At 68.8% G+C, this 19927-nt stretch carries 21 protein-coding genes, 3 pseudogenes and 1 riboswitch; of the genes and pseudogenes, 12 read left to right on the plus strand and 12 right to left on the minus strand.

Annotated elements, in window-relative coordinates:
• Nucleotides 1-85: pseudogene (locus A5691_RS06960) on the plus strand (MogA/MoaB family molybdenum cofactor biosynthesis protein); the annotation flags it as partial.
• Nucleotides 82-507 carry a molybdenum cofactor biosynthesis protein MoaE gene (locus A5691_RS06965; protein ID WP_067754920.1) on the plus strand — a complete coding sequence of 142 codons (426 nt, stop codon included), beginning with the start codon at nt 82-84 and terminating at the stop codon, nt 505-507. The pseudogene A5691_RS06960 and the gene A5691_RS06965, both read left to right, overlap by 4 nt.
• Nucleotides 508-585: 78 nt before the next feature.
• Here A5691_RS06965 and A5691_RS06970 read toward each other — a convergent pair.
• The 4 genes and pseudogenes from A5691_RS06970 to A5691_RS06985 form a co-directional block, all read right to left on the minus strand.
• Nucleotides 586-1219: pseudogene (locus tag A5691_RS06970) on the minus strand (transglycosylase family protein).
• A gap of 10 nt (nt 1220-1229) precedes the next feature.
• Nucleotides 1230-1446: riboswitch (cyclic di-AMP (ydaO/yuaA leader) on the minus strand.
• Nucleotides 1447-1654: 208 nt separating this feature from the next.
• Complete coding sequence (locus A5691_RS06975; protein WP_067747420.1) at nt 1655-1930, minus strand: MoaD/ThiS family protein; 276 nt, start codon at nt 1928-1930, stop codon at nt 1655-1657.
• Between the two features lie 4 nt (nt 1931-1934).
• Nucleotides 1935-3014: a GTP 3',8-cyclase MoaA gene (gene moaA, locus A5691_RS06980; RefSeq protein WP_067747423.1), complete on the minus strand. Its 1080-nt coding sequence runs from the start codon at nt 3012-3014 to the stop codon at nt 1935-1937.
• Nucleotides 3011-3409, minus strand: coding sequence for a YccF domain-containing protein (locus tag A5691_RS06985; protein WP_067747425.1), 399 nt, complete (start codon nt 3407-3409; stop codon nt 3011-3013). Before A5691_RS06985 ends, moaA begins: the two co-directional genes overlap by 4 nt.
• A 162-nt stretch (nt 3410-3571) precedes the next feature.
• Between A5691_RS06985 and A5691_RS06990 the strand changes: the two genes are divergently transcribed.
• Nucleotides 3572-3985, plus strand: a complete 414-nt coding sequence (locus A5691_RS06990; RefSeq protein ID WP_067273548.1) for a cold-shock protein — start codon at nt 3572-3574, stop codon at nt 3983-3985.
• 44 nt (nt 3986-4029) lie between these two features.
• On the plus strand, nt 4030-5034 hold the full coding sequence (locus A5691_RS06995) for a glutathione S-transferase family protein (RefSeq protein ID WP_067747427.1): 1005 nt from the start codon (nt 4030-4032) through the stop codon (nt 5032-5034).
• Nucleotides 5035-5043: 9 nt separating this feature from the next.
• Here the strand turns inward: A5691_RS06995 and A5691_RS07000 are convergent, their stop codons facing one another.
• Both A5691_RS07000 and A5691_RS07005 read right to left on the minus strand, forming a co-directional pair.
• Nucleotides 5044-5520, minus strand: coding sequence for a DUF2771 domain-containing protein (locus A5691_RS07000; RefSeq protein ID WP_067747429.1), 477 nt, complete (start codon nt 5518-5520; stop codon nt 5044-5046).
• A gap of 8 nt (nt 5521-5528) precedes the next feature.
• On the minus strand, nt 5529-7181 hold the full coding sequence (locus A5691_RS07005; RefSeq protein ID WP_156669855.1) for an MFS transporter: 1653 nt from the start codon (nt 7179-7181) through the stop codon (nt 5529-5531).
• Nucleotides 7182-7311: 130 nt separating this feature from the next.
• Here A5691_RS07005 and A5691_RS07010 point away from each other — a divergent pair.
• Nucleotides 7312-8088: pseudogene (locus A5691_RS07010) on the plus strand (DUF3027 domain-containing protein); the annotation flags it as partial.
• 272 nt (nt 8089-8360) lie between these two features.
• On the opposite strand, the gene A5691_RS07015 reads toward A5691_RS07010, so the two are convergent.
• The gene (locus A5691_RS07015; protein ID WP_067747435.1) at nt 8361-8816 is read right to left on the minus strand and encodes an SRPBCC family protein; all 456 of its coding nucleotides are present in this window, start codon (nt 8814-8816) and stop codon (nt 8361-8363) included.
• Nucleotides 8817-8846: 30 nt separating this feature from the next.
• Nucleotides 8847-9122 (minus strand): DUF2530 domain-containing protein, encoded by a 276-nt coding sequence (locus tag A5691_RS07020; protein WP_067747505.1) that lies wholly within the window; start codon nt 9120-9122, stop codon nt 8847-8849.
• Nucleotides 9123-9320: 198 nt separating this feature from the next.
• On the opposite strand from A5691_RS07020, the gene A5691_RS07025 reads away from it, so the two are divergent.
• From A5691_RS07025 to A5691_RS07035, 3 genes are read left to right on the plus strand one after another with little or no spacing between them, the layout of a single operon-like run.
• Nucleotides 9321-9752: a MarR family transcriptional regulator gene (locus A5691_RS07025; RefSeq protein WP_067747437.1), complete on the plus strand. Its 432-nt coding sequence runs from the start codon at nt 9321-9323 to the stop codon at nt 9750-9752.
• Complete coding sequence (locus A5691_RS07030; protein WP_068016731.1) at nt 9749-10582, plus strand: RNA methyltransferase; 834 nt, start codon at nt 9749-9751, stop codon at nt 10580-10582. The genes A5691_RS07025 and A5691_RS07030 overlap by 4 nt, the downstream gene beginning before the upstream one ends.
• Nucleotides 10579-10851, plus strand: coding sequence for a DUF2537 domain-containing protein (locus A5691_RS07035; RefSeq protein WP_067747441.1), 273 nt, complete (start codon nt 10579-10581; stop codon nt 10849-10851). Before A5691_RS07030 ends, A5691_RS07035 begins: the two co-directional genes overlap by 4 nt.
• 13 nt (nt 10852-10864) lie before the next feature.
• Here A5691_RS07035 and sepH read toward each other — a convergent pair whose 3' ends face one another.
• A complete protein-coding gene (gene sepH / locus A5691_RS07040; protein WP_067747443.1) occupies nt 10865-11641 on the minus strand; it encodes a septation protein SepH in 777 nt (258 codons plus the stop codon).
• Between the two features lie 161 nt (nt 11642-11802).
• Nucleotides 11803-12921 (minus strand): phosphoserine transaminase, encoded by a 1119-nt coding sequence (gene serC / locus A5691_RS07045; protein ID WP_067785372.1) that lies wholly within the window; start codon nt 12919-12921, stop codon nt 11803-11805.
• 245 nt (nt 12922-13166) lie between these two features.
• Between serC and A5691_RS07050 the strand changes: the two genes are divergently transcribed.
• The gene (locus A5691_RS07050; RefSeq protein ID WP_067273514.1) at nt 13167-14192 is read left to right on the plus strand and encodes a diiron oxygenase; all 1026 of its coding nucleotides are present in this window, start codon (nt 13167-13169) and stop codon (nt 14190-14192) included.
• A 20-nt stretch (nt 14193-14212) separates the two neighbouring features.
• The gene (locus tag A5691_RS07055) at nt 14213-15904 is read left to right on the plus strand and encodes an FAD-dependent oxidoreductase (protein WP_068266502.1); all 1692 of its coding nucleotides are present in this window, start codon (nt 14213-14215) and stop codon (nt 15902-15904) included.
• Here A5691_RS07055 and A5691_RS07060 read toward each other — a convergent pair.
• On the minus strand, nt 15901-16359 hold the full coding sequence (locus A5691_RS07060) for a VOC family protein (protein ID WP_067273505.1): 459 nt from the start codon (nt 16357-16359) through the stop codon (nt 15901-15903). The two genes, A5691_RS07055 and A5691_RS07060, sit on opposite strands and share 4 nt — an antisense overlap.
• A 214-nt stretch (nt 16360-16573) precedes the next feature.
• Nucleotides 16574-17695, minus strand: coding sequence for a citrate synthase 2 (locus A5691_RS07065; protein WP_067747450.1), 1122 nt, complete (start codon nt 17693-17695; stop codon nt 16574-16576).
• A 72-nt stretch (nt 17696-17767) separates the two neighbouring features.
• Between A5691_RS07065 and pdxH the strand changes: the two genes are divergently transcribed.
• Both pdxH and A5691_RS07075 read left to right on the plus strand, forming a co-directional pair.
• On the plus strand, nt 17768-18427 hold the full coding sequence (gene pdxH, locus A5691_RS07070; RefSeq protein WP_067747452.1) for a pyridoxamine 5'-phosphate oxidase: 660 nt from the start codon (nt 17768-17770) through the stop codon (nt 18425-18427).
• Between the two features lie 129 nt (nt 18428-18556).
• Nucleotides 18557-19849: a citrate synthase gene (locus tag A5691_RS07075; protein ID WP_067747454.1), complete on the plus strand. Its 1293-nt coding sequence runs from the start codon at nt 18557-18559 to the stop codon at nt 19847-19849.
• The last annotated feature ends 78 nt before the right edge of the window (nt 19850-19927 follow it).

Here is a 19927-nt window from a genome sequence, read left to right on the forward strand (position 1 = left end):
TGGCGTGCGGGACGGCCTGGGCGTGCTCGACGACGTGCTCGATCACGCGCTCGATCAACTCGCCGGCGGAGACCACCAGCGATGACGCTGGTCGTCCGTGCGGCCATGACCGATCACCCGATCTTCCTGGCCGAGCACGAAGAGCTCGTGGCCCATCAGTCGGCGGGGGCTGTCGTCGGCTTCGTCGGCATGATTCGCGACCACGACGGCGGACGGCGGGTGGTGCGGCTGGAGTACTCCGCGCATCCGTCGGCCGAAGAGGTGTTGGCCAAGGTGGTCTCCGACGTCGCGGACCAGTCGACCGGGGTGCGCGCGGTCGCGGCCAGCCACCGGATCGGGGTGCTGCGCATCGGGGAGGCGGCGCTGGTGGCGGCGGTGGCGGCGGACCACCGTCACGCGGCGTTCGCCACCTGTGCGCAGCTGGTCGACGAGATCAAGGCGCGGCTACCGGTATGGAAGCACCAGTTCTTCGACGATGGGACCGAAGAATGGGTGGGCTCGGCCTAACGCCGTAGCGATTGGAGTGCCGGCACGCCCCGAAGCGAAAAACGTCCGAGGCGTGCCGGGCAGTCTTACGGGCGGGACTCAGGTGGCCGGGGCCGGCTGGGCGATCGCGTCGAGCGCGTCGTTGCCCTGGATGTCCTGAGCCCGGATGGCGTCCCACAGCTGCTTGGTGTAGCCGGCCGAGGAAACGTCCTGCGGCATGTTGGCCGGGACGAAACCGTGGAAGTCGGTGTCCACCGGCGCGTCGGCCGGGGGCGCCGGGGGCAGGTCCGCCGGGGGCGCCGGGGGCACGTCGGCGGGAGGTGCCGGCGGCACGGCGTCTGCCGGGGGCGCCGGCGGTACGGCGTCGGCCGGGGGCGCCGGCGGTACGGCGTCGGCCGGAGGCGCTGGCGGCAAGGCGTCGGCCGGAGGCGCCGGCTGGTCGAAACCGGTCAGCTGCTCCGGTGGCCAGTTCGGCCGACGGCGCGTACTGGCCACCGCCGTGCGAAGCCCAAGTGCTCGAGCTGAACTGCACGCCACCGTGGTAGCCGTTGCCGGTATTGATCGCCCAGTTGCCGCCGGATTCGCACCGGGCTACCTGGTCCCACTCGCCGTCGGTGGCCGCGGCCGCCTGGCCGGCCAGGGCGATGCTGCCGCCACCGAGGACCGCGCCGGTGACGGCGATCTTGGCGACGCTGATGTTTGACGTGCTGGGCTTACGGTGACGTCCACTCATAGGCCGTGAAAAATCCTCTCTCGTCACGCGCCTGCGAGGTCAGCTGTCGGGTTCGGGTTGGAGAGGCCACCCGGCCGTCGTCGTGTCCGCTGGGGAGCGACGTCGGCTTCACCCCTAGGGGCCGCACGCGGCCCCAGTCCGATCACGGTGGACCGGTGGGTCCCCCGTCTCCATCCACGTTGGTCAGTGGGCCCCGCCTACTGGATGGAGCTCGGCGCGATAGGAGGGGAGGTCCGCCAATTCGGTTGTCTTGGCGAGCCTTCGGAGAAAGGTAGCGGGTTCTGTCGGCCCCGTCACGTTCTGCGAAACCGGGCGTTTCCCTCTCGGCCATCTGGGAAAACGCTCCGGACACACGGCATCCACGCAGGTCATAGCACCCGATATCGGAGCGTGATTACGCCGTTATCGTTCCGTTACGTGAGATAACTCACAGTTTTACCCGCCGGCGAAAGGGGGTAGAACGTCGATCGTGTTTCCGGGGCGTAACGGTGCGGTCTCGTCGCGCACGGCGACCCCGTCGCACAGGTAGGAGCATCTGCCCAACACCGCGGCGAGTCGGGAGCCACGCACGGCGAGGCGCTCGACGAGCTCGGCCACGGTGGTCCCGGGGCGCAGCACCACCGTCTCCGACTCGGCGCCCGCCGCCGCCCGCGCGGCGGCGAAGTAGCGCACCGTCACCTGAATCCCGTCTTGTTGGACGGCATGACCCATCGGGCTAGCCACCGATCGCGCTCATCGGACGGTCGGGCTGGACGAAGCTCGGGTCGTTGATCCCGTGACCGGCCGGCTTGCCCCACATCGCGACCCGCCACGCCGCTTCGATCGCGTCGTCGGACGCGCCGCTACGCAGCAGGGCCCGAAGATCGGTCTCCTCGGTCGAAAACAGGCAGCTGCGGACCTGACCGTCAGCGGTCAGGCGGGTTCGATCGCAGGCCGAACAGAAGGCGTGGGAGACCGACGCGATGACGCCGAACTTTCCGCTCGGCGTGCCCGGGCCGGTGTCGACCAGCCAGAGCTCCGCGGGCGCCGAGCCGCGCGGCGCGGGGTCGGGCCGTAACCGGAAGTGGGGGCGCAGCGTGTCGAGCACGTCGTCGGCGCTCAGCGCGGCGCCCCGGCGCCATTGGTGCCCGGCATCCAGCGGCATCTGCTCGATCACCCGTAGCTGGTGGCCGCGCTCGAGGCAGAACCGCAGCAGTTCGACGACGTCCTGCCGCCCGGTGACGGGATCGAGCACGGCGTTGACCTTGACCGGCGTCAGGCCGGCGTCGTGGGCGGCGGCCAGCCCGTCGAGCACGTCGCCGAGCCGGTCCCGGCGGGTGATCGCCGCGAAGTGGTCGCGATCCACGCTGTCCATCGAGACATTGACACGGTCCAGGCCTGCCCGGGCGAGGCCGGCGGCCCGCCTCGCCAGCCCTATGCCATTGGTGGTCAACGAGATCTCCGGGCGGGGCCGCAGCCCGGCCACCGCCGCGACCACCTCTTCGAGGTGCCGCGCCAACAGGGGTTCGCCACCGGTGAATCGCACGCTCGTGATGCCCAACCGGGTGACGGCGATGTGCATCAGGCGGGTCAGCTCGTCGGGCCGCAGCAGTTGCTCGCCCGGCAGCCAATCCAGGCCCTCGGCCGGCATGCAGTAATTGCACCGCAGGTTGCAGCGGTCGGTCAGCGAGACCCGCAGGTCGGTGGCGACCCGCCCGTAGGTGTCCACCAACGGGCCCGTGGTCGGGGCGTGCCGGGCGGCACCGCCGCCGGCGCGGCCCGGCACCGTCGGCACACCCAGCGCGGTCAGCGTCATGCGGCCATCACCTGGGAGGGCGAACCGACGGGAACGATCTGCTTGCCAAGCGGCATCAACGACACGGGGATCAGCTTGAGGTTGGCCAGCGCCAGCGGAATGCCGACGATCGTGGCGGCCATCGCCACCGCGCTCACCACGTGGCCGATCGCCAGCCACAGTCCGAACAGCAGCACCCAGATGACGTTTCCGATCAGCGCTCCCGTGCCGGCGGTCGGCTTGTCGACGATGGTGCGGCCGAACGGCCACAACGCGTAGGAGGCGATGCGCAGCGACGCGAAGCCGAACGGGATGGTGATGATCAGCAAGAAGCTGACAAGCGCCGCGACCACGTATCCGGCGGCCATCCACAGGCCGCCGAACACGAGCCAGATGATGTTCAGGATCAGGCGCATATCTCCTCCACCGGTAATGCCCAGAGTACCGAGTGGGCAATAACGGGGGTGCTCGTCAGGCGAGCATCCGAGTAGGATCAGGGACCAAACGGCGTCCTGCGCAGGCGGGACGCTTATTGTGTTGGCCATTCTATTGATCCGTTAGACAAGCAGGTGAGACCAGTGCCGACCGGCAAGGTTAAGTGGTACGACGCCGACAAGGGGTTTGGCTTCCTGTCGCAAGAGGACGGCGAGGACGTGTATGTCCGCTCGTCGGCGTTGCCCGCTGGGGTCGAGGGGCTCAAAGCGGGCCAGCGCGTGGAGTTCGGCATCGCCTCCGGGCGGCGCGGGCCTCAGGCGCTGAGCCTCAAGCTGATTGAGCCGCCGCCCAGCCTCACCAAGGCTCAGGGCCGCCGCGAGACGCCCGCCGAGCACAAGCACAGCCCCGACGAACTGCACGGCATGGTCGAGGACATGATCACGTTGCTGGAGAGCGCCGTTCAGCCCGAGCTGCGCAAGGGGCGCTACCCGGACCGCAAGACGGCTCGACGGGTCTCCGAGGTGGTTCGCGCGGTCGCCCGCGAGCTCGACGCCTAGCTCGCCGCCGGTCGGCGGCGAGTGGCTGGGGCAGAATTGTCACCATGGCCGCCTACGTCGCCGGAAAAGGTGACTTCACCCGCGACACGAACTACATCACCACCCGCGTCACCGCCGACGGGCGCGACGGCTATCCGGTGGAACCCGGCAGGTACCGGCTCGTCGTCGCGCGCGCCTGCCCCTGGGCCAACCGCGCCATCATCGTCCGGCGCTTGCTGGGCCTGGAAAGCGTTCTGTCCATTGGGTTTTGCGGGCCTACCCACGACGAACGCAGCTGGACGTTCGATCTCGACCCCGGGGGCGTGGACCCCGTCTTGAAGATTCCCCGGCTGCAGGATGCCTACTTCAAGCGCTTCCCCGACTATCCCAAGGGCATCACGGTGCCCGCGATCGTCGACGTTCCCACCGGCGCTGTCGTCACCAACGACTTCGCACAGATGACCCTGGACTTCTCCACGGAATGGACCGCCTACCACCGCGAGGGCGCCCCGGAGCTGTATCCCGAGCAGCTGCGCGCGGAGATCGACGACGTGAACAAGCGGGTCTATACCGAGATCAACAACGGGGTGTACCGGTGCGGGTTCGCCGGCTCGCAAGAAGCCTACGACGCGGCGTACGACCGGCTGTTCGCCGCGTTGGATTGGGTCGGCGACCGCCTGGCCGATCAGCGATACCTGGTGGGCGACACCATAACCGAGGCCGACGTGCGGTTGTTCACGACATTGGCCCGCTTCGACCCGGTCTACCACGGTCATTTCAAGTGCAACCGGAGCAAACTGAGCGAGATGCCGGTGTTGTGGGCGTATGCGCGCGACCTCTTCCAGACACCGGGGTTCGGCGACACCGTCGACTTCGTGCAGATCAAGCAGCACTACTACATCGTGCACGCCGACATCAATCCCACCGGCATCGTGCCCAAGGGGCCGGACCTGTCGAGCTGGCTGTCACCGCATGGCCGGGAAGCGCTGGGCGGCAATCCGTTCGGCGACGGGACCCCTCCGGGCCCGCCCGTCGAAGGGGAACGGGTGCCGGCTGGGCACGGCGCCTGACCCGGGCGCTCAATACGTAAGGCGCACTGACCATTCCGCGTGCGGAACATCCCGCAGCTCTCCCGCGGGATCCATGACGAGCGTCAGCAACTGCACCACTATCCCGACCACGCGCCCGCGGTGCGGGTCCACCGGCGGGATGGTGACCGCGAACCGGGTGCCCGGCCGAAAGATGGTGCTGGTGGTGTTGGTCGGGTCCTCGTAGACCTGCAGCAGCCGCCACGGCGCCCGGTAGATCGCGTCGGGCACCGAGAGTTGCACCGGGTAGCGCTCGCTGACCTTCAGCTCGCCCTGCGCCTGGGGCGTGTCGCAGTCCTCGAGGTTGAGCACGCTGCAGTAAAGGTATGGCCCCACCCTCGTGAGGTGGCCGTGCGAATACGCGCTGATCTGGGGTCGCTGCGGACCGGACGGGCGCACCAGCAGCCAGGTGCCCACACCGACGGCCACGCACGCCAGAGTCATCAGGCCGGCGAGCAGCACGGCCATCCTGCGTTTCACTCGGGCACCACCGCCGGTCGGCCGCGACGGACGCCTTCCTGCTCCACCATGACGGGCCGGTTACCTCCGAGTCCGGGGATCAGCGAGTTCCCTTGATAGCTAACGAGCGTCTGCGCCAATCCGAGGATCAGCAGCGCGGTTACGGCGGTGAAGCCCACCCACAACTCGGTGTACACCAGAACGCCCACGGCACCGCCGAGCACCCAGGCCAGCTGCAGCGTCGACTCCGAACGCCCGAATCCCGAGGCGCGCGATTCCTCGGGCAGATCGTTTTGCAGTGAGGCGTCCAGCGAGGCCTTCGCGATGGCGCTGCTGCCGGACGTCACCAGGGTGGCGATCACGGCCGCCGCGAGGGTGCCCGCCACCGCCGCCGCCAGCGCGACCGCAGAGACCGCCAGCGTGCAGCGCACCACCAGCACGGCGGGGCGGCCCAGTTGTAGGCGCGCGGCGGCGAAGTTGCCGGCGAAGTTGCCGATGCCGGCCGCCGCGCCGATCATCCCGAGCATGCCGAGCTGAACCCAGCCGTTGGCTTGATGCGCCTTGGCGACGAACGCCGGGTACAAGAACAGAAAGCCGACCATGACCTTGATGGTGCAGTTTCCCCACAACGAGGTAATGATGTTGCGGCCCAGCGGTTGTCGCAGCGTCCCGCCGACCTTCTTGACTTCATGGTGCCAGCTGCGCCGCTGTGGTTCGCTGTCCTGGCGGTAGCTCAACGTGGCGGGCACCTCGCCGGCCGTGACCTCGACCCAGCGCGGGATCCGCATCGACAGCGAAGCGCCGACGAGCGTGACCGCGATGACGACGAACAACGCGCCGGGCAACTTGAACAGATGGGTGCAGACGAACTCCACGCCCGCGGCGATCGCCCCGCCGGCGATGGTGCCGCCGAGCAGACCGAACACGGTCAGCCGCGAGTTCACCCGCACCAGGTCGATGGTCGGCGGCATGACGCGCGGCGTCACGGCGCTGCGCAGCACGCTGAAAGACTTGGAGAACACCATCATGGCCAGCGCGCACGGATAAAGGACCCACGACGGGTAGCTCCCGGTTGCGCCGTCGTAATTCATGATCAGCACCAGCGCCAGCGCCGTCCGCAGGACGAACGACCCGGCGAGGGCGACCCGCCGGCCGTGCTGCAACCGGTCCAGCGCCGGGCCGATGAGCGGCGCGATGACCGCGAACGGCGCGATGGTGATCAGCAGATACAACGCGACCCGGCCCTTGCTCTCCCCGGTGGCCGCCGCGAAGAACAACGTGTTGGCCAACGCCACGGCCATCGCGGCGTCCACCGCGAAGTTGGCCACCACCGGCCACGTCAGGGCCGTCAGGCCTGACTTGTCGGCGCCGTCGGCGGTGGCAGCCCGTTGCACCATCCAGTACATCCGCGACCCCATCTCGCGGCTGCGCAGCGCGGCGGCGCGAGTGACGGTGATCCGTTCACCGGGGGCGGCAGGGCGTGGGGGTGAGGTGTCGTATTGATCCGGTTCCGACTGCTGGCCGATCGGCGGCAGGTAGCGATTGGCGCTCGGCATCGGCGGTGGACGGCGGCCACGCCGATCGGCGGCATCGTCGGCGGGGTAATTGGCCATGCCCGGATGCTGTTTACCAGCCCCATTGGCGGGCCGGCGACCCGGAGTGGAGGCCACGCGGCCCGGATGATCACGCCGCCGTCCAGACACGTTCCGATTCTCCCCTATGCCGACGACAAGCGTCTGCAGGTAACGGGGTGTGGCTCGCCAACCTAGTATTGGAACCGCAATGGAGAAAGAGGACACCTTGACCGGACCCAGCGAGCAATCCGCCGGGGCGACCGTGGCCGACTGGCCCGAAGGTTTGGCCGCCGTGCTGACGGGTGCGGTAGACCAGGCCAGGACCGCCGTCGTGGAGTTCAGTGGTGCGGAGACCGTGGGCGATTACCTGGGCGTCAGTTACGAGGACCCGGCCGCCGCCACCCACCGGTTCCTGGCTCATCTGCCCGGTTACCAGGGCTGGCAGTGGGCCGTCGTCGTCGCCGCCCATCCCGGCGCCGATCACGCCACCGTCAGCGAGGTGGTGCTGATTCCGGGACCGACGGCGTTGCTGGCGCCCGAGTGGGTCCCGTGGGATCAGCGGGTGCGTCCGGGGGACCTGAGCCCCGGCGACCTGCTGGCGCCCGCGGCCGACGACCCGAGGCTGGTTCCCGGCTACACCGCCAGCGGCGACCCACAGGTCGACGACACCGCCGCCGAAATCGGGCTGGGCCGTCGGTGGGTCATGAGTGCCGCCGGCCGCGCGGAGGCGGCCGAACGCTGGCACACCGGAGAGCACGGTCCCGACTCGGCGATGGCGCGCTCCACCAAACGGGTGTGCCGTGACTGCGGCTTCTACCTGCCGTTGGCGGGGTCGCTCGGTTCGATGTTCGGCGTGTGCGGCAACGAGCTGTCGGCCGACGGGCAGATCGTGGACAAGCAGTACGGTTGCGGCGCGCATTCGGACACCCCCGCTCCTGCGGGCACCGGTTCGCCGATTTACCAGCCCTACGACGATGGCGTGCTCGACGTCGTGGAGCCGCCCGTCCCGACAGAGCCGCCGGAGGCTGCGGACCAGTCGACCGAGGCGGCGGAGCCCCGGCCCGAAGACGTCGACGGCGGCCCACAGGCGGAACCGGAGTCCGCGACAACAACTTCGGAGACGCCCGAGCCGCAGTCCGAAGCGCCGGAGCCTCAGCCCGAGTCCGAAGCGCAGGAGTCGCAGCCCGAGCCCGAAGCGCCGGAGTCGCAGCCCGAGTCCGAAGCGCCGGAGTCGCAGCCCGAGCCCGAGGCGCAGGAGTCGCAGCCCGAGGCGGACTAGCCCTTTTCGGCGGCGGCCTTGATCTTGGCGAGTGAGGCGTTCATGCCGTCGACCAATTCGCGTTCGAAGTTCGTGGTCCCGCCGAACAACGCATTCACCGACAGGTTGGAGAACGCGGTCACGCCGTTCTCGGCATGGCGGCTCTCGATCACCCGGGTGCCCGCGCCGGTGGGCTGGAGCTCGTAGCTCCAGATGGTGTTGTTGGTGTTGACCCGGAACGCCAGCTTGGTCTCGGGGATGACCTCGACGACCGTGGAGGTGGTCGGCCAGAACATGCCGTTACGGCGATTGATGTTGAGCGTGCGCGTGCCCTGGCGCAGCGGACCGAATGCCTTCATCCAACGACATTGCGGGCTCCACTCCGGCATCCGCCGAAGATCCGATATCAGCCCCCAGACGGTGGAAACCGGTGCGTCGATATCGATTTGCGCTTGCAGTAGCGGGGCTACCATCGATCCCTCCCGAGTGCATGATTGCGGAATCTAGCCGTGGTCGAAATAGTTCTCGAGTCCGTCCTGCGCGCCGCGTGCGCCCCGACGGGCTTCCGCGAGTTGCAACACGAAGATGCTCGTCCCGAGCACTGTCACCCCGAGCCCGGCCAGTGTCAGCAGGCGCCAACTGTGCAGGGACGGCACGAGGAATGCGGCGGCCGCCGCGGCCACCCAGCCGAGCGCGCCGAGGGCGATGAACGGCCACGCGTTGAGGAGCGCAGGCGGCAGCGGCGGGGGCTCGCGGTTCGGGCCGGGTTCAGCAGACATCGCGATTAACATAGCCGCCGCTGCGCCCCGCCAAAACACCCGCATGCCGGGCGGGCCCACCCCAAAATGCCTGCGCAGCGCGGGTTAAGTGCCCGCACGGTGGTTCGGCGACATTTGGTGAGCCCAGCGGCATCGATCAAAGCCCGTCGTTCACCGGTTCGTATCCCGATTTCGTGAGGTTCCGTGTAACCTCGCGCCATGCCTGACAGCGATGCGCGGCTGGCCAGCGACCTGTCGCTGGCGGTCATGCGGCTCGCCCGCCAACTCCGGTTCCGAAACCCGTCGTCGCCAGTGTCGTTGTCCCAGCTGTCGGCGCTGGCGACGCTGGCCAACGAGGGCCCGATGACGCCCGGCACGCTGGCGATCCGCGAACGCGTCCGGCCGCCGTCGATGACCCGCGTGATCGCTTCGCTGGCCGACATGGGCCTGGTGGACCGCGCCCCGCATCCCATCGATGGCCGGCAGGTGCTGGTCTCTGTCTCCCAGTCCGGCGCCGAACTGGTCAAGGCGACCCGGCGTGCCCGTCAGGAGTGGTTGGCCAAGCGGCTGGCGACGCTGGACACCGAGCAGCGCGACACCCTGCGCAACGCGGCCGACCTGATGTTGGCCTTGGTCGACGAAGGCCCGTGAGCGACGGAACCGATGGCCTGAACGTTCAGGACGTCGCCGATCCGGGCGACCCGCGGCTCGACGATTTCCGCGACCTGAACAGCGTCGACCGCCGTCCCGACCTGCCGTCCGGCAAGGGCCTGGTGATCGCCGAGGGCGTGCTCGTCGTCCAGCGCATGCTGGCCTCCCGCTTCACCCCGCACGCCCTGCTCGGGACCGACCGCCGGCTCACCGAGCTCGCGGACGACCTCGCGGGCAGCGCCGTGCCGTTCTACCGGACGTCCGCCGAAGTCATGGCTCAGGTGGTGGGCTTTCACCTGAACCGCGGCGTGCTGGCGGCCGCCCGCAGGGTGCCGGAGCCCGGGCTTGCCGAACTGGTCGGGCGCGCCCGCACCGTCGCGGTGCTCGAGGGGGTCAACGACCACGAGAACCTCGGTTCCATCTTTCGCAACGCGGCCGGACTGGGCGTGGACGCGGTGGTGTTCGGCAGCGGTTGCGCGGACCCGCTCTACCGGCGCGCCGTGCGCGTCTCCATGGGCCACGCCCTGCTGGTCCCGTACGCGCGGGCGGCCGACTGGCCGGCGGAGCTGTCGATGCTGAGGGAAAACGGATTTCGACTGCTGGCGATGACTCCGGATGCCGGGGCCTGCGCCCTGCCCGAGGCCATGGCGGCCGTCCGCGACGACCGCGTCGCCGTCCTGGTCGGCGCCGAGGGGCCGGGGCTCACGCCGGCCGCATTGCGCTCGAGCGATGTGCGCGTGCGGATCCCGATGTCGCGCGGCACCGACTCCCTCAACGTCGCCACCGCGGCCGCTTTGGCGTTCTACGAGCGGGCTAGGCTCGGGTCGTGACCGACGATTCCGTGCCCTGGGCAACGGGATTGACGGTTGCCGGGTTCGTCGCCGCAGTGACCGGGGCAGCCATCGTGGTGCTGAGTCTGGGACTCATCCGGGTGCATCCACTGCTGGCCGTCGGGCTCAACGTCGTCGCGGCCGGCGGGCTGGCGCCCACGCTGTGGGGTTGGCGGCACAAGTTGGTGCTGCGCTGGTTCCTGCTGGGCGCGGGGGTCGGGGTCGCGGGCGCGTGGCTGACGCTGCTGTCGCTGACGGTGGCGCGGTAGCGCCGCCGTCCGTCTAGCGCTGTCCCCCCGAGCGCACGCCGAGCAGCACGTCCTCCCAAGCCGGGATGACGGGCTTGCCCCGTCGGGTGTGCACCGGCTGCTCTGGGGGAGCGGGCTTGTCTTCAGGAGCAGCGGCGGCGGGCGGCTTCACCGGCTCCTCGAAGTCGACGTGGGACACCCGCGCGAGCGGACGCAGCGGACGGTCGAAGTTCGGGTCGATCAGCTCCTTGGCCGCGTCGTCGACGGCCGTGACCGTTCCGCCGTGCGCGCCGGGGGCATAGGAGAAGTGCGCGATGTTGTCGGACCGGCCGGCCTTCCACGCGAGCTGCACCGTCCAGCGGCTGTCCTCGTTGCGCCAGGCGTCCCAGCTGAGCCTGTCCGGTTCCAAGCCGCGCGTCACCAGGGCGGCGCTCACCGTCTCCAGCAACGTGAGTACCGCGGGACCGTCGGCGAGCACCGGATGAGCGGCCGTTGCCAGCTCGGCGGCGCGCGCACGTTCCAGCAAAACCGGATGCGCGAACCGGCGGACCCGCGAGATGTCGGAGCCCGACGCCGCAGCCACCTGCTCGACCGAGGCGCCAGCCCGGATCCTGGCTTGAATCTCTTTAGGGCTCAACATGTTTGTGACCTGGATATCGAGCTGCGGTTGATCTGAGGACACGGTCTCGCCGCGCACGGCGGCTTTCAGTTGATCGTCGACGGCGAGCTTGAACGGTTCCCCCCGATCGCCGGCTTCGCAGATGATGTTTTTGCCGTCGGCATCGACCCCAACCATTTTGAGTTCCCGCATGGCTTCTCCTCGCAGGCTCCGTGCAGGTCGACGGACCCGTCTGGTGCGCACTCTAGTTCAGCTAACGCCCACAACCGGTGCTGACACGCTGGGCGGTTGCGTGCTGATTGCGAGCGGGTTACGGCCCGGCTGCGGGCCTGGCCCCGCCCCCGCTCGCCCGGCTACAGCCGCTCGACCACCCAGTCGACGCACTGGGTCAGGGCGCTGACGTCGTCGGGGTCCACCGCAGGGAACATCCCGACCCGCAACTGGTTGCGGCCGAGTTTGCGGTACGGCTCGACGTCGACGATGCCGTTCGCCCGCAAAATCTTCGCGACTGCCGCGGCGTCGACGTCGTCGGCGAAATCGATGGTGCCCACCACCTGGGACCGCAGGGCGGGGTCGGCGACGAATGGCGTGGTGTAGGGCCGCTCCTGGGCCCACGAGTACAACCGCTGGGACGAGTCGGCCGTGCGCTTGACGCACCACTCCAGCCCGCCGTTGCCCAGCATCCAGTCGATCTGCTCGGCCATCAGCGCCAGGGTGCCGACCGCGGGGGTGTTGTACGTCTGGTTCTTCAGGCTGTTGTCCACCGCGATGGGCAACGACAGGAAGTCGGGGACCCAGCGCCCGGACCCGGCAATGGATTCGACCCGCGCCAGGGCCGCCGGGCTCATGATGGCCAGCCACAGGCCGCCGTCGCTGGCGAAATTCTTCTGCGGTGAGAAGTAGTAGGCATCGGTCTCGGAGATCTCCACCGGCAGTCCGCCCGCGCCGGAGGTGGCGTCGATGACGACCAGGGCCTCGCCCGAGTCGGCGGGACGGCGGATCGGCACCGCCACCCCGGTCGACGTCTCGTTGTGCGCCCAGGCGATCACGTCGACCGAGGGATCGCTCTGCGGCTCGGGTGCGCTGCCGGCGTCCGCCTTGATGACGATCGGGTCGCCGATAAAAGGGTTGTTGGCGACCGCCGAGGCGAACTTCGAGCTGAACTCGCCGAAGGACAGGTGCAGCGAGCGCTTGTCGATCAGTCCGAACGCCGCCGCGTCCCAGAACGCCGTCGCGCCGCCGTTGCCGAGGATGACCTCGTAACCGTCCGGTACGGAGAACAGCTCGGCCAGCCCCGACCGGACCCGCCCCACCAGATTCTTGACGGGCGACTGCCGGTGCGATGTGCCGAACAGCGGGGCCGCGGTGGTCGTCAGCGCCTCCAATTGTTCTGGCCGCACCTTGGAAGGGCCGCATCCGAAGCGGCCGTCGCGGGGTTTGATGTCGGAGGGAATCTCGAGCTGGTCAGCCATGCTCATCAGGGTAGTGAGCGGACGTGACCCGCCATGCAGCGGTCCGACTGCCGACCCCTTCCTCCGGCGCAAAACGCCTGGCCGCGCACAGCGGAGTGTTCAACGGGGTGTGACGCAGGGCACACCAAAACGCTGACCACTGGTCAGGCCACAGTGCCCGCCAGGGGTCTGGAAGATATGCGGTACCTGCGGTACTGTCTGGACACAGCACGTCCAAATGTAAACCTCGTTGGGGAGGCTTGGATATGGCCAGGACACGCATGGTTCGGCGTTGGCGCCGCAATATGGAAGTGCGCGACGATACCGAGTACGTCAACACGCTTGCCACACTGTCCGAGGGGTCGGTGCGGCGGAACTTCAACCCGTACACCGACATCGATTGGGACTCACCGGAATTCGCCGTCACCGAGAACGATCCTCGGTGGATCTTGCCGGCGACCGACCCGCTGGGGCGTCATCCCTGGTACCAGGCGCAGTCCGACGAGCGCAAGATCAAAATCGGCATGTGGCGCCAGGCCAACGTCGCCAAGGTAGGGCTGCACTTCGAGTCGATCCTGATCCGCGGCCTGATGAACTACACGTTCTGGGTGCCCAACGGGTCCCCCGAATACCGGTACTGCCTGCACGAATCCGTCGAAGAGTGCAACCACACCATGATGTTCCAGGAGATGGTCAACCGCGTCGGCGCCGACGTCCCGGGCATGCCGCGACTGCTCAAGTGGCTCTCGCCGTTGGTTCCGCTGGTGGCCGGTCCGTTGCCGGTGGCGTTCTTCATCGGCGTGCTCGCCGGGGAAGAGCCGATCGATCACACGCAGAAAAACGTTCTGCGCGAGGGCAAGTCGCTGCACCCGATCATGGAACGGGTGATGGCCATTCACGTCGCCGAGGAAGCGCGGCACATCTCCTTCGCCCATGAGTTCCTGCGCAAGCGGGTGCCGCAATTGACACGCAGGCAGCGGTTCTGGACGGCGCTGTACCTGCCCCTGACGATGAAGGTCCTCTGCAGGGCAATCGTGGTGCCCCCCAAAGCGTTCTGGCAGGAGTTCGACATCCCGCGCGAGGTGAAGCGGGAGCTGTTCTTCCGGTCGCCGGAATCGCGAAAGTGGTTGAGCGACATGTTCGGTGATGTCCGGATGCTGGCCCACGACACCGGGCTGATGGAGACGCGTTCCGCGCGGCTCATGTGGCGACTCTGCAAGATCGACGGCAAGCCGTCGCGTTACCGCAGCGAGCCGCAGCGTCAGCACCTGGCCGCGGCGCCGGCCGCCTAGGACCGCGCGGGTAATCGCCTATGCCGCACGTCATTACCCAGTCGTGCTGTAACGACGGGTCCTGTGTTTTCGCGTGCCCGGTGAACTGCATTCACCCCACGCCCGATGAGCCCGGCTTCGCCACCTCGGAGATGCTCCACATCGATCCGGTGGCGTGTGTGGACTGCGGAGCGTGCGTGAGCGCCTGTCCCGTCGGCGCGATCGCGCCGGACACCCGCCTGGACGTCAAGCAATTGCCGTTCGTCGAGATCAACGCGTCCTTCTACCCGGACCGCCCCGCGGACGAGAAATTGCCCCCGACGTCGAAGCTGGCGCCGGTGATCCCGGCCGCCCAGGTGCGTGCCCACCGCAGGCCACTGACCGTGGCCATCGTCGGGTCCGGGCCGGCGGCCATGTATGCCGCCGACGAACTGCTCACGCAGCATGGCGTGCGGGTCAACGTCTTTGAGAAGCTGCCGACGCCCTACGGGCTGGTGCGCGCCGGGGTGGCGCCCGACCATCAGAACACCAAGCGCGTCACGCGGCTGTTCGATCGAGTCGCCGGTCACCGGCGCTTCCGGTTCTACCTCAACGTCGAGGTCGGCAGGCACTTGAGCCACGCGGATCTGCTCGCCCACCACCATGCCGTGTTGTACGCCGTCGGGGCCCCCGACGACCGTCGCCTGCAGATCGAGGGCATGGGCCTGCCGGGCACCGGAACAGCCACCGAATTGGTTGCGTGGATCAACGGGCATCCCGAGTTCGCCGGTCTGCCAGTCGATCTCAGCCATGAGCGGGTGGTGATCATCGGCAACGGAAACGTCGCCCTGGACGTGGCCCGTGTGCTCACGGCCAACCCAGACGACCTGGCGCGCACCGACATCTCCGACCGTGCGCTGGTGACGCTGCGCGCTTCGGCGGTCCGCGAAGTAGTGGTCGCCGCCCGGCGCGGCCCCGCCCATTCGGCGTTCACCCTGCCCGAACTGATCGGGCTCACGGGCTCGTCCGATGTCGTGCTCAGCGCGGCCGACCACGAGCGGGTCGCGGCCGACCTCGCCACCGCGACGGACGGCCTGACGAAACGCAAGCTGGAAATCCTCACCACGCTCGGCGACGACTCGTCGCCGGCCCAGGGGAACGGCCGTCCGCGGATCCGGCTGGCCTACCAGCTCACCCCGAAGCGGGTTCTGGGTGAGCAACGCGCCACCGGCGTGGAGTTCGCAGCGACCGGGGGCGACGAGTTGTGCCGGCTGGACGCCGGCCTGGTGCTGACGTCGATCGGCTACCGCGGCAAGCCGATTGCGGGCCTGCCGTTCGACGAGTCCGCGGCGGTCGTTCCGAACGAGGGCGGGCGCGTGGTCGACCCCGACTCCGGGCAGCCGGTGTCCGGAGCCTATGTCGCGGGCTGGATCAAGCGCGGCCCGAGCGGGTTCATCGGCACGAACAAGTCGTGTTCGCTGCAGACCGTTCACGCCCTGGTGGCCGACTTCAACGCCGGCAGGCTCGGCGATCCGGTGGGGCAGCCCGAGGCGCTGGCCGAGCTGGTGCGGGACCGGCAGCCCGACGCCGTCGATGCCCGCGGCTGGCGGGCCATCGACGCCGCCGAGGTCGCCCGCGGCAGCGCCGACGGTCGGCCGCGAGCCAAATTCACCGAGGTCGCCGACATGCTCGCCGCCGCTGCCGCCGCCGGCACAGCGGCGCGGCGCCGGCTGCTGGACCGCCTGCTCGGCTAGCCGGCGCCCTGCCCGGCCATCGCCGCCTGGATCTCGTCGTAGCCGACCTCGCGGACCGGCTGTCCCATCGACCAGTGGTGGCCGAACGGGTCCGCGACCACGCCGTAGCGGTCACCCCAGAACTGATCGTCCAACGGAGCGACGACGGTGGCGCCCGCGTCCAGCGCCCGCTGGAACTTGGCGTCGACGTCGGTGACCGTCAGGTGGATGGTCACCGGGGTGCCGCCCAAGGACTTGGGCGTCATCGACTTGCCGCCACACACCTCGGGGAAGTCGTCGTTGAGCATGACCAGAAAGCCGTTGATGCGCACCGCGGCGTGGACGAGTTTCCCGTCCGGGCGGGGCACCCGCCCGATCTCCTCGGCGCCAAAGGCCTTGACGTAGAAGTCGATCGCCGCGGCCGCGTCGTCGACCACCAGGTGCGGGGACAGGGCCGGCTCGATATTGATCGCCATTGTGGTTCTCCTTGCTGTCGGTTCCCAGGCCGGCCCGAAGCGGGCAGGCTCGCGAGTTATGACTGCGCCCGCGACACAAACTCATCGCGGCGACACTCATTTAATCGCCGGGCACCGACAACAAGCGCACGCGAGCGTAGCGCCGGTGCGAAGAATTGAGCCGAAATTCGCGATGCCGTTACGCTCGCGCGCAACGGCCGACAGCGGTCCTGCCTCAGGCGTGGGTGAGGCTGCGGTCCCAACCCTCGACGGACTCCGGGCTGCGCGGGCCCGGTCCCACGTAGATGGCCGACGGGCGAACCAGCTTACCGAGCCGCTTCTGCTCGAGGATGTGCGCGCACCATCCCGCGGTGCGCCCGCAGGTGAACATCGCGGGCATCATGTTGGCCGGGACCTGGGCAAAGTCCAGGATCACCGCCGCCCAGAACTCGACGTTGGTCTCGATGGCCCGGTCCGGGCGGCGCTCGCGCAGCTCGGCCAGGGCGGCCTGCTCCAGGGCGACCGCGACCTCGTGGCGTGGTGCGCCGAGCCGCTCGGCGGTCGCGCGCAGCACCCGCGCCCGCGGGTCCTCCGCGCGGTAGACCCGGTGCCCGAAGCCCATCAGCTTGTCGCCGCTGTCCAGGATCTTCTTGACCAGGGCGCGGGCGTCGCCGGTGCGCTCGACCTCTTCGATCATCGGCAGCACACGGGCCGGCGCGCCGCCGTGCAGCGGTCCGCTCATGGCCCCGATCGCCCCGGACAACGCCGCCGCGACGTCGGCCCCTGTCGAGGCGATCACGCGCGCGGTGAACGTCGAGGCGTTCATGCCGTGCTCGGCGGCCGACACCCAGTAGGCGTCGATCGCTTCGACGTGCCGCGGATCCGGCTCGCCCTGCCAGCGCGTCATGAACCGTGCTGTCACAGTTGAGCATTCGTCGATAATTCGCTGCGGAACGGCCGGCTGGTAGATGCCGCGGGCGGACTGCGCGACGTAGGACAGCGCCATCACCGACGCCCGGGCCAGCTGGTCGCGCGCCGTGGCGTCGTCGGTGTCGAGCAGGGGCCGGTAGCCCCAGATCGGGGCCAGCATCGCCAGGCCCGCCTGCACGTCGACGCGCACGTCGCCGGTGTGGATGGGCAGCGGGAACGGCTCGGCGGGCGGCAATCCGTGGCCGAACTTGCCGTCGACCAGTAGGGCCCACACGTCACCGAAGGTGACCTGCTGGTCCACCAGGTCTTGGATGTCGACTCCGCGGTAGCGCAGTGCACCGCCGTCCTTATCCGGCTCGGCGATCTCGGTCGTGAAGGCGACCACGCCTTCGAGGCCGGGAACAAAGTCTTCGGGGACCACAGTCATAGGCAAAATTCTCGCACCCCACCCTCGGGCGGACGCTACCGGCCGGTAGCAAGCCCCGGTAGCGTTGGCGCGATGGCAGGACCAGACCCCGAGCACCTGCAAAGGATGCGCGTGGAATACGGATCGGTGGAAAAGGACGGCAGTCCCGATCTCGACGCGGATTGGCTCGACGACGGTTGGGTTGCCTTGCTGCGCAAATGGATCGATGACGCCGAGCGGTCCGGCGTCGCCGAGCCCAACGCCATGGTGCTGGCCACCGTCGCCGACGGCAGGCCGGCGAGTCGATCGGTGTTGTGCAAGAGCGTGGACGAGTCGGGGATCACATTTTTCACCAACTATGACTCGGCCAAGGGCGCCGATTTGGCCGCTACCGCGTACGCGTCGGCGACGTTTCCCTGGTACCAACTGGGGCGGCAGGTGCACCTTCGGGGGCCGGTGAGCAAGGTCACCCGGCAGGACACCGAGGACTACTGGTCCAAGCGGCCGCGCGGCTCGCAACTGGGCGCGTGGGCATCGCAGCAGTCTCAGCCGATCGAGTCGCGCGCGGCGCTCCTCGACCAGCTGGCCGAGGTGACCGCGCGGTTCGCCGACCAAGACCAGATCCCGGTGCCGCCGGGCTGGGGCGGTTACCTGCTCGCTCCGGAGTCGGTCGAATTCTGGCAGGGGCGGGAGAACCGGTTGCATAACCGGATCCGGGTCGCCGGCGCCCGTGTCGATCGCCTCCAGCCCTAGCCCGCGCCCGGGATCGGTGCGACGCCGCAGACTCGACCCCGGGCAGGCACGCGAACGCGACAACGACTACCTTCACCTGTAAGCCCCTAGTCAGGGCAGCCATACCAGTCAGAGCGCAAAGGGGTTCTCGTGGCCGACACCGACGACACCGCAACTCTGAAGTACCCGGGGGGCGAGATCGACCTGGAAATCGTTCACGCCACCGAAGGTGCTGACGGCATTGCGCTCGGTCCCCTGTTGTCCAAGACCGGGCACACCACCTTCGACAACGGCTTCGTCAACACCGCCGCGTGCAAGAGCGCGATCACCTACATCGACGGTGACGCCGGAATTCTGCGGTACCGCGGCTACCCGATCGAGCAGCTAGCCGAGAAGTCGACCTTCATCGAGGTGAGCTACCTGCTGATCTACGGCGAGCTGCCGGACTCCGACCAGCTCGCGGAGTTCACCAAGCGGATCCAGCTGCACACCATGCTGCACGAGGACCTCAAGCGCTTCTTCGACGGCTTCCCCCGCAACGCGCACCCCATGCCGGTGCTGTCCAGCGTGGTGAACGCGCTGAGCGCCTACTACCCCGACGCGCTCGACCCGATGGACAACAACCAGGTCGAGCTGTCGACGATCCGCCTGCTCGCGAAGCTGCCCACCATCGCCGCGTACGCGTACAAGAAGTCCGTCGGGCAGCCGTTCCTCTACCCGGACAACAACCTGACGCTGGTGGAGAACTTCCTGCGGATGACGTTCGGGCTGCCGGCCGAGCCCTACCAGGCCGACCCCGAGGTGGTCCGGGCGCTGGACATGCTGCTCATCCTGCACGCCGACCACGAGCAGAACTGCTCGACGTCGACGGTGCGGCTGGTGGGGTCGTCGCGGGCCAACCTGTTCACCTCGATCTCCGGTGGCATCAACGCGCTGTGGGGCCCGCTGCACGGCGGCGCCAATCAGGCGGTGCTCGAGATGCTCGAGCAGATCCGCGAAAGCGGCGACGACGTCAGCGAGTTCGTCCGCAAGGTGAAGAACCGCGAAGAGGGCGTCAAGCTGATGGGCTTCGGCCACCGGGTCTACAAGAACTACGACCCCCGCGCGCGCATCGTCAAGGAACAGGCCGACAAGATCCTGGCCAAGCTCGGCGGCGACCCGCTGCTGGACATCGCCAAGGAATTGGAAGAGGCGGCGCTGACCGACGACTACTTCGTCGAGCGCAAGCTTTACCCGAACGTCGACTTCTACACCGGCTTGATCTACCGGGCCCTGGGCTTCCCGGTCCGGATGTTCACGGTGCTGTTCGCGTTGGGCCGGTTGCCCGGCTGGATCGCGCACTGGCGTGAGATGCACGACGAGGGTGACAGCAAGATCGGCCGCCCGCGCCAGATCTACACCGGCTACACCGAGCGCGACTACAAGACCATCGACGCGCGGTAGTGGCGGGTCGCCGCCTCAGGTAGTCACAGCGAGGCGAGCACCGCCATGGCGGCGTTGTGCCCGCCGATGCCCGACTCG

It is taken from the genome of Mycobacterium sp. E183 (assembly GCF_001667735.1).
GTDB lineage: Bacteria > Actinomycetota > Actinomycetes > Mycobacteriales > Mycobacteriaceae > Mycobacterium.

Excerpts from the sequence above, each read along its gene's own strand:
- A5691_RS06995 (WP_067747427.1), top strand. The coding sequence starts at position 4,030 with ATGGCCGCCTACGTCGCCGGAAAAGGTGACTTCACCCGCGACACGAAC.
- A5691_RS06965 (WP_067754920.1), top strand. The coding sequence starts at position 82 with ATGACGCTGGTCGTCCGTGCGGCCATGACCGATCACCCGATCTTCCTG.
- A5691_RS07000 (WP_067747429.1), bottom strand. The coding sequence starts at position 5,520 with ATGGCCGTGCTGCTCGCCGGCCTGATGACTCTGGCGTGCGTGGCCGTC.
- pdxH (WP_067747452.1), top strand. The coding sequence starts at position 17,768 with ATGGCAGGACCAGACCCCGAGCACCTGCAAAGGATGCGCGTGGAATAC.
- A5691_RS07065 (WP_067747450.1), bottom strand. The coding sequence starts at position 17,695 with ATGACTGTGGTCCCCGAAGACTTTGTTCCCGGCCTCGAAGGCGTGGTC.
- A5691_RS07060 (WP_067273505.1), bottom strand. The coding sequence starts at position 16,359 with ATGGCGATCAATATCGAGCCGGCCCTGTCCCCGCACCTGGTGGTCGAC.
- A5691_RS07020 (WP_067747505.1), bottom strand. The coding sequence starts at position 9,122 with ATGTCTGCTGAACCCGGCCCGAACCGCGAGCCCCCGCCGCTGCCGCCT.
- A5691_RS07015 (WP_067747435.1), bottom strand. The coding sequence starts at position 8,816 with ATGGTAGCCCCGCTACTGCAAGCGCAAATCGATATCGACGCACCGGTT.
- moaA (WP_067747423.1), bottom strand. The coding sequence starts at position 3,014 with ATGACGCTGACCGCGCTGGGTGTGCCGACGGTGCCGGGCCGCGCCGGC.
- sepH (WP_067747443.1), bottom strand. The coding sequence starts at position 11,641 with ATGCGGGAACTCAAAATGGTTGGGGTCGATGCCGACGGCAAAAACATC.
- A5691_RS07025 (WP_067747437.1), top strand. The coding sequence starts at position 9,321 with ATGCCTGACAGCGATGCGCGGCTGGCCAGCGACCTGTCGCTGGCGGTC.
- A5691_RS06985 (WP_067747425.1), bottom strand. The coding sequence starts at position 3,409 with ATGCGCCTGATCCTGAACATCATCTGGCTCGTGTTCGGCGGCCTGTGG.
- serC (WP_067785372.1), bottom strand. The coding sequence starts at position 12,921 with ATGGCTGACCAGCTCGAGATTCCCTCCGACATCAAACCCCGCGACGGC.
- A5691_RS07050 (WP_067273514.1), top strand. The coding sequence starts at position 13,167 with ATGGCCAGGACACGCATGGTTCGGCGTTGGCGCCGCAATATGGAAGTG.
- A5691_RS07055 (WP_068266502.1), top strand. The coding sequence starts at position 14,213 with ATGCCGCACGTCATTACCCAGTCGTGCTGTAACGACGGGTCCTGTGTT.
- A5691_RS06975 (WP_067747420.1), bottom strand. The coding sequence starts at position 1,930 with ATGGGTCATGCCGTCCAACAAGACGGGATTCAGGTGACGGTGCGCTAC.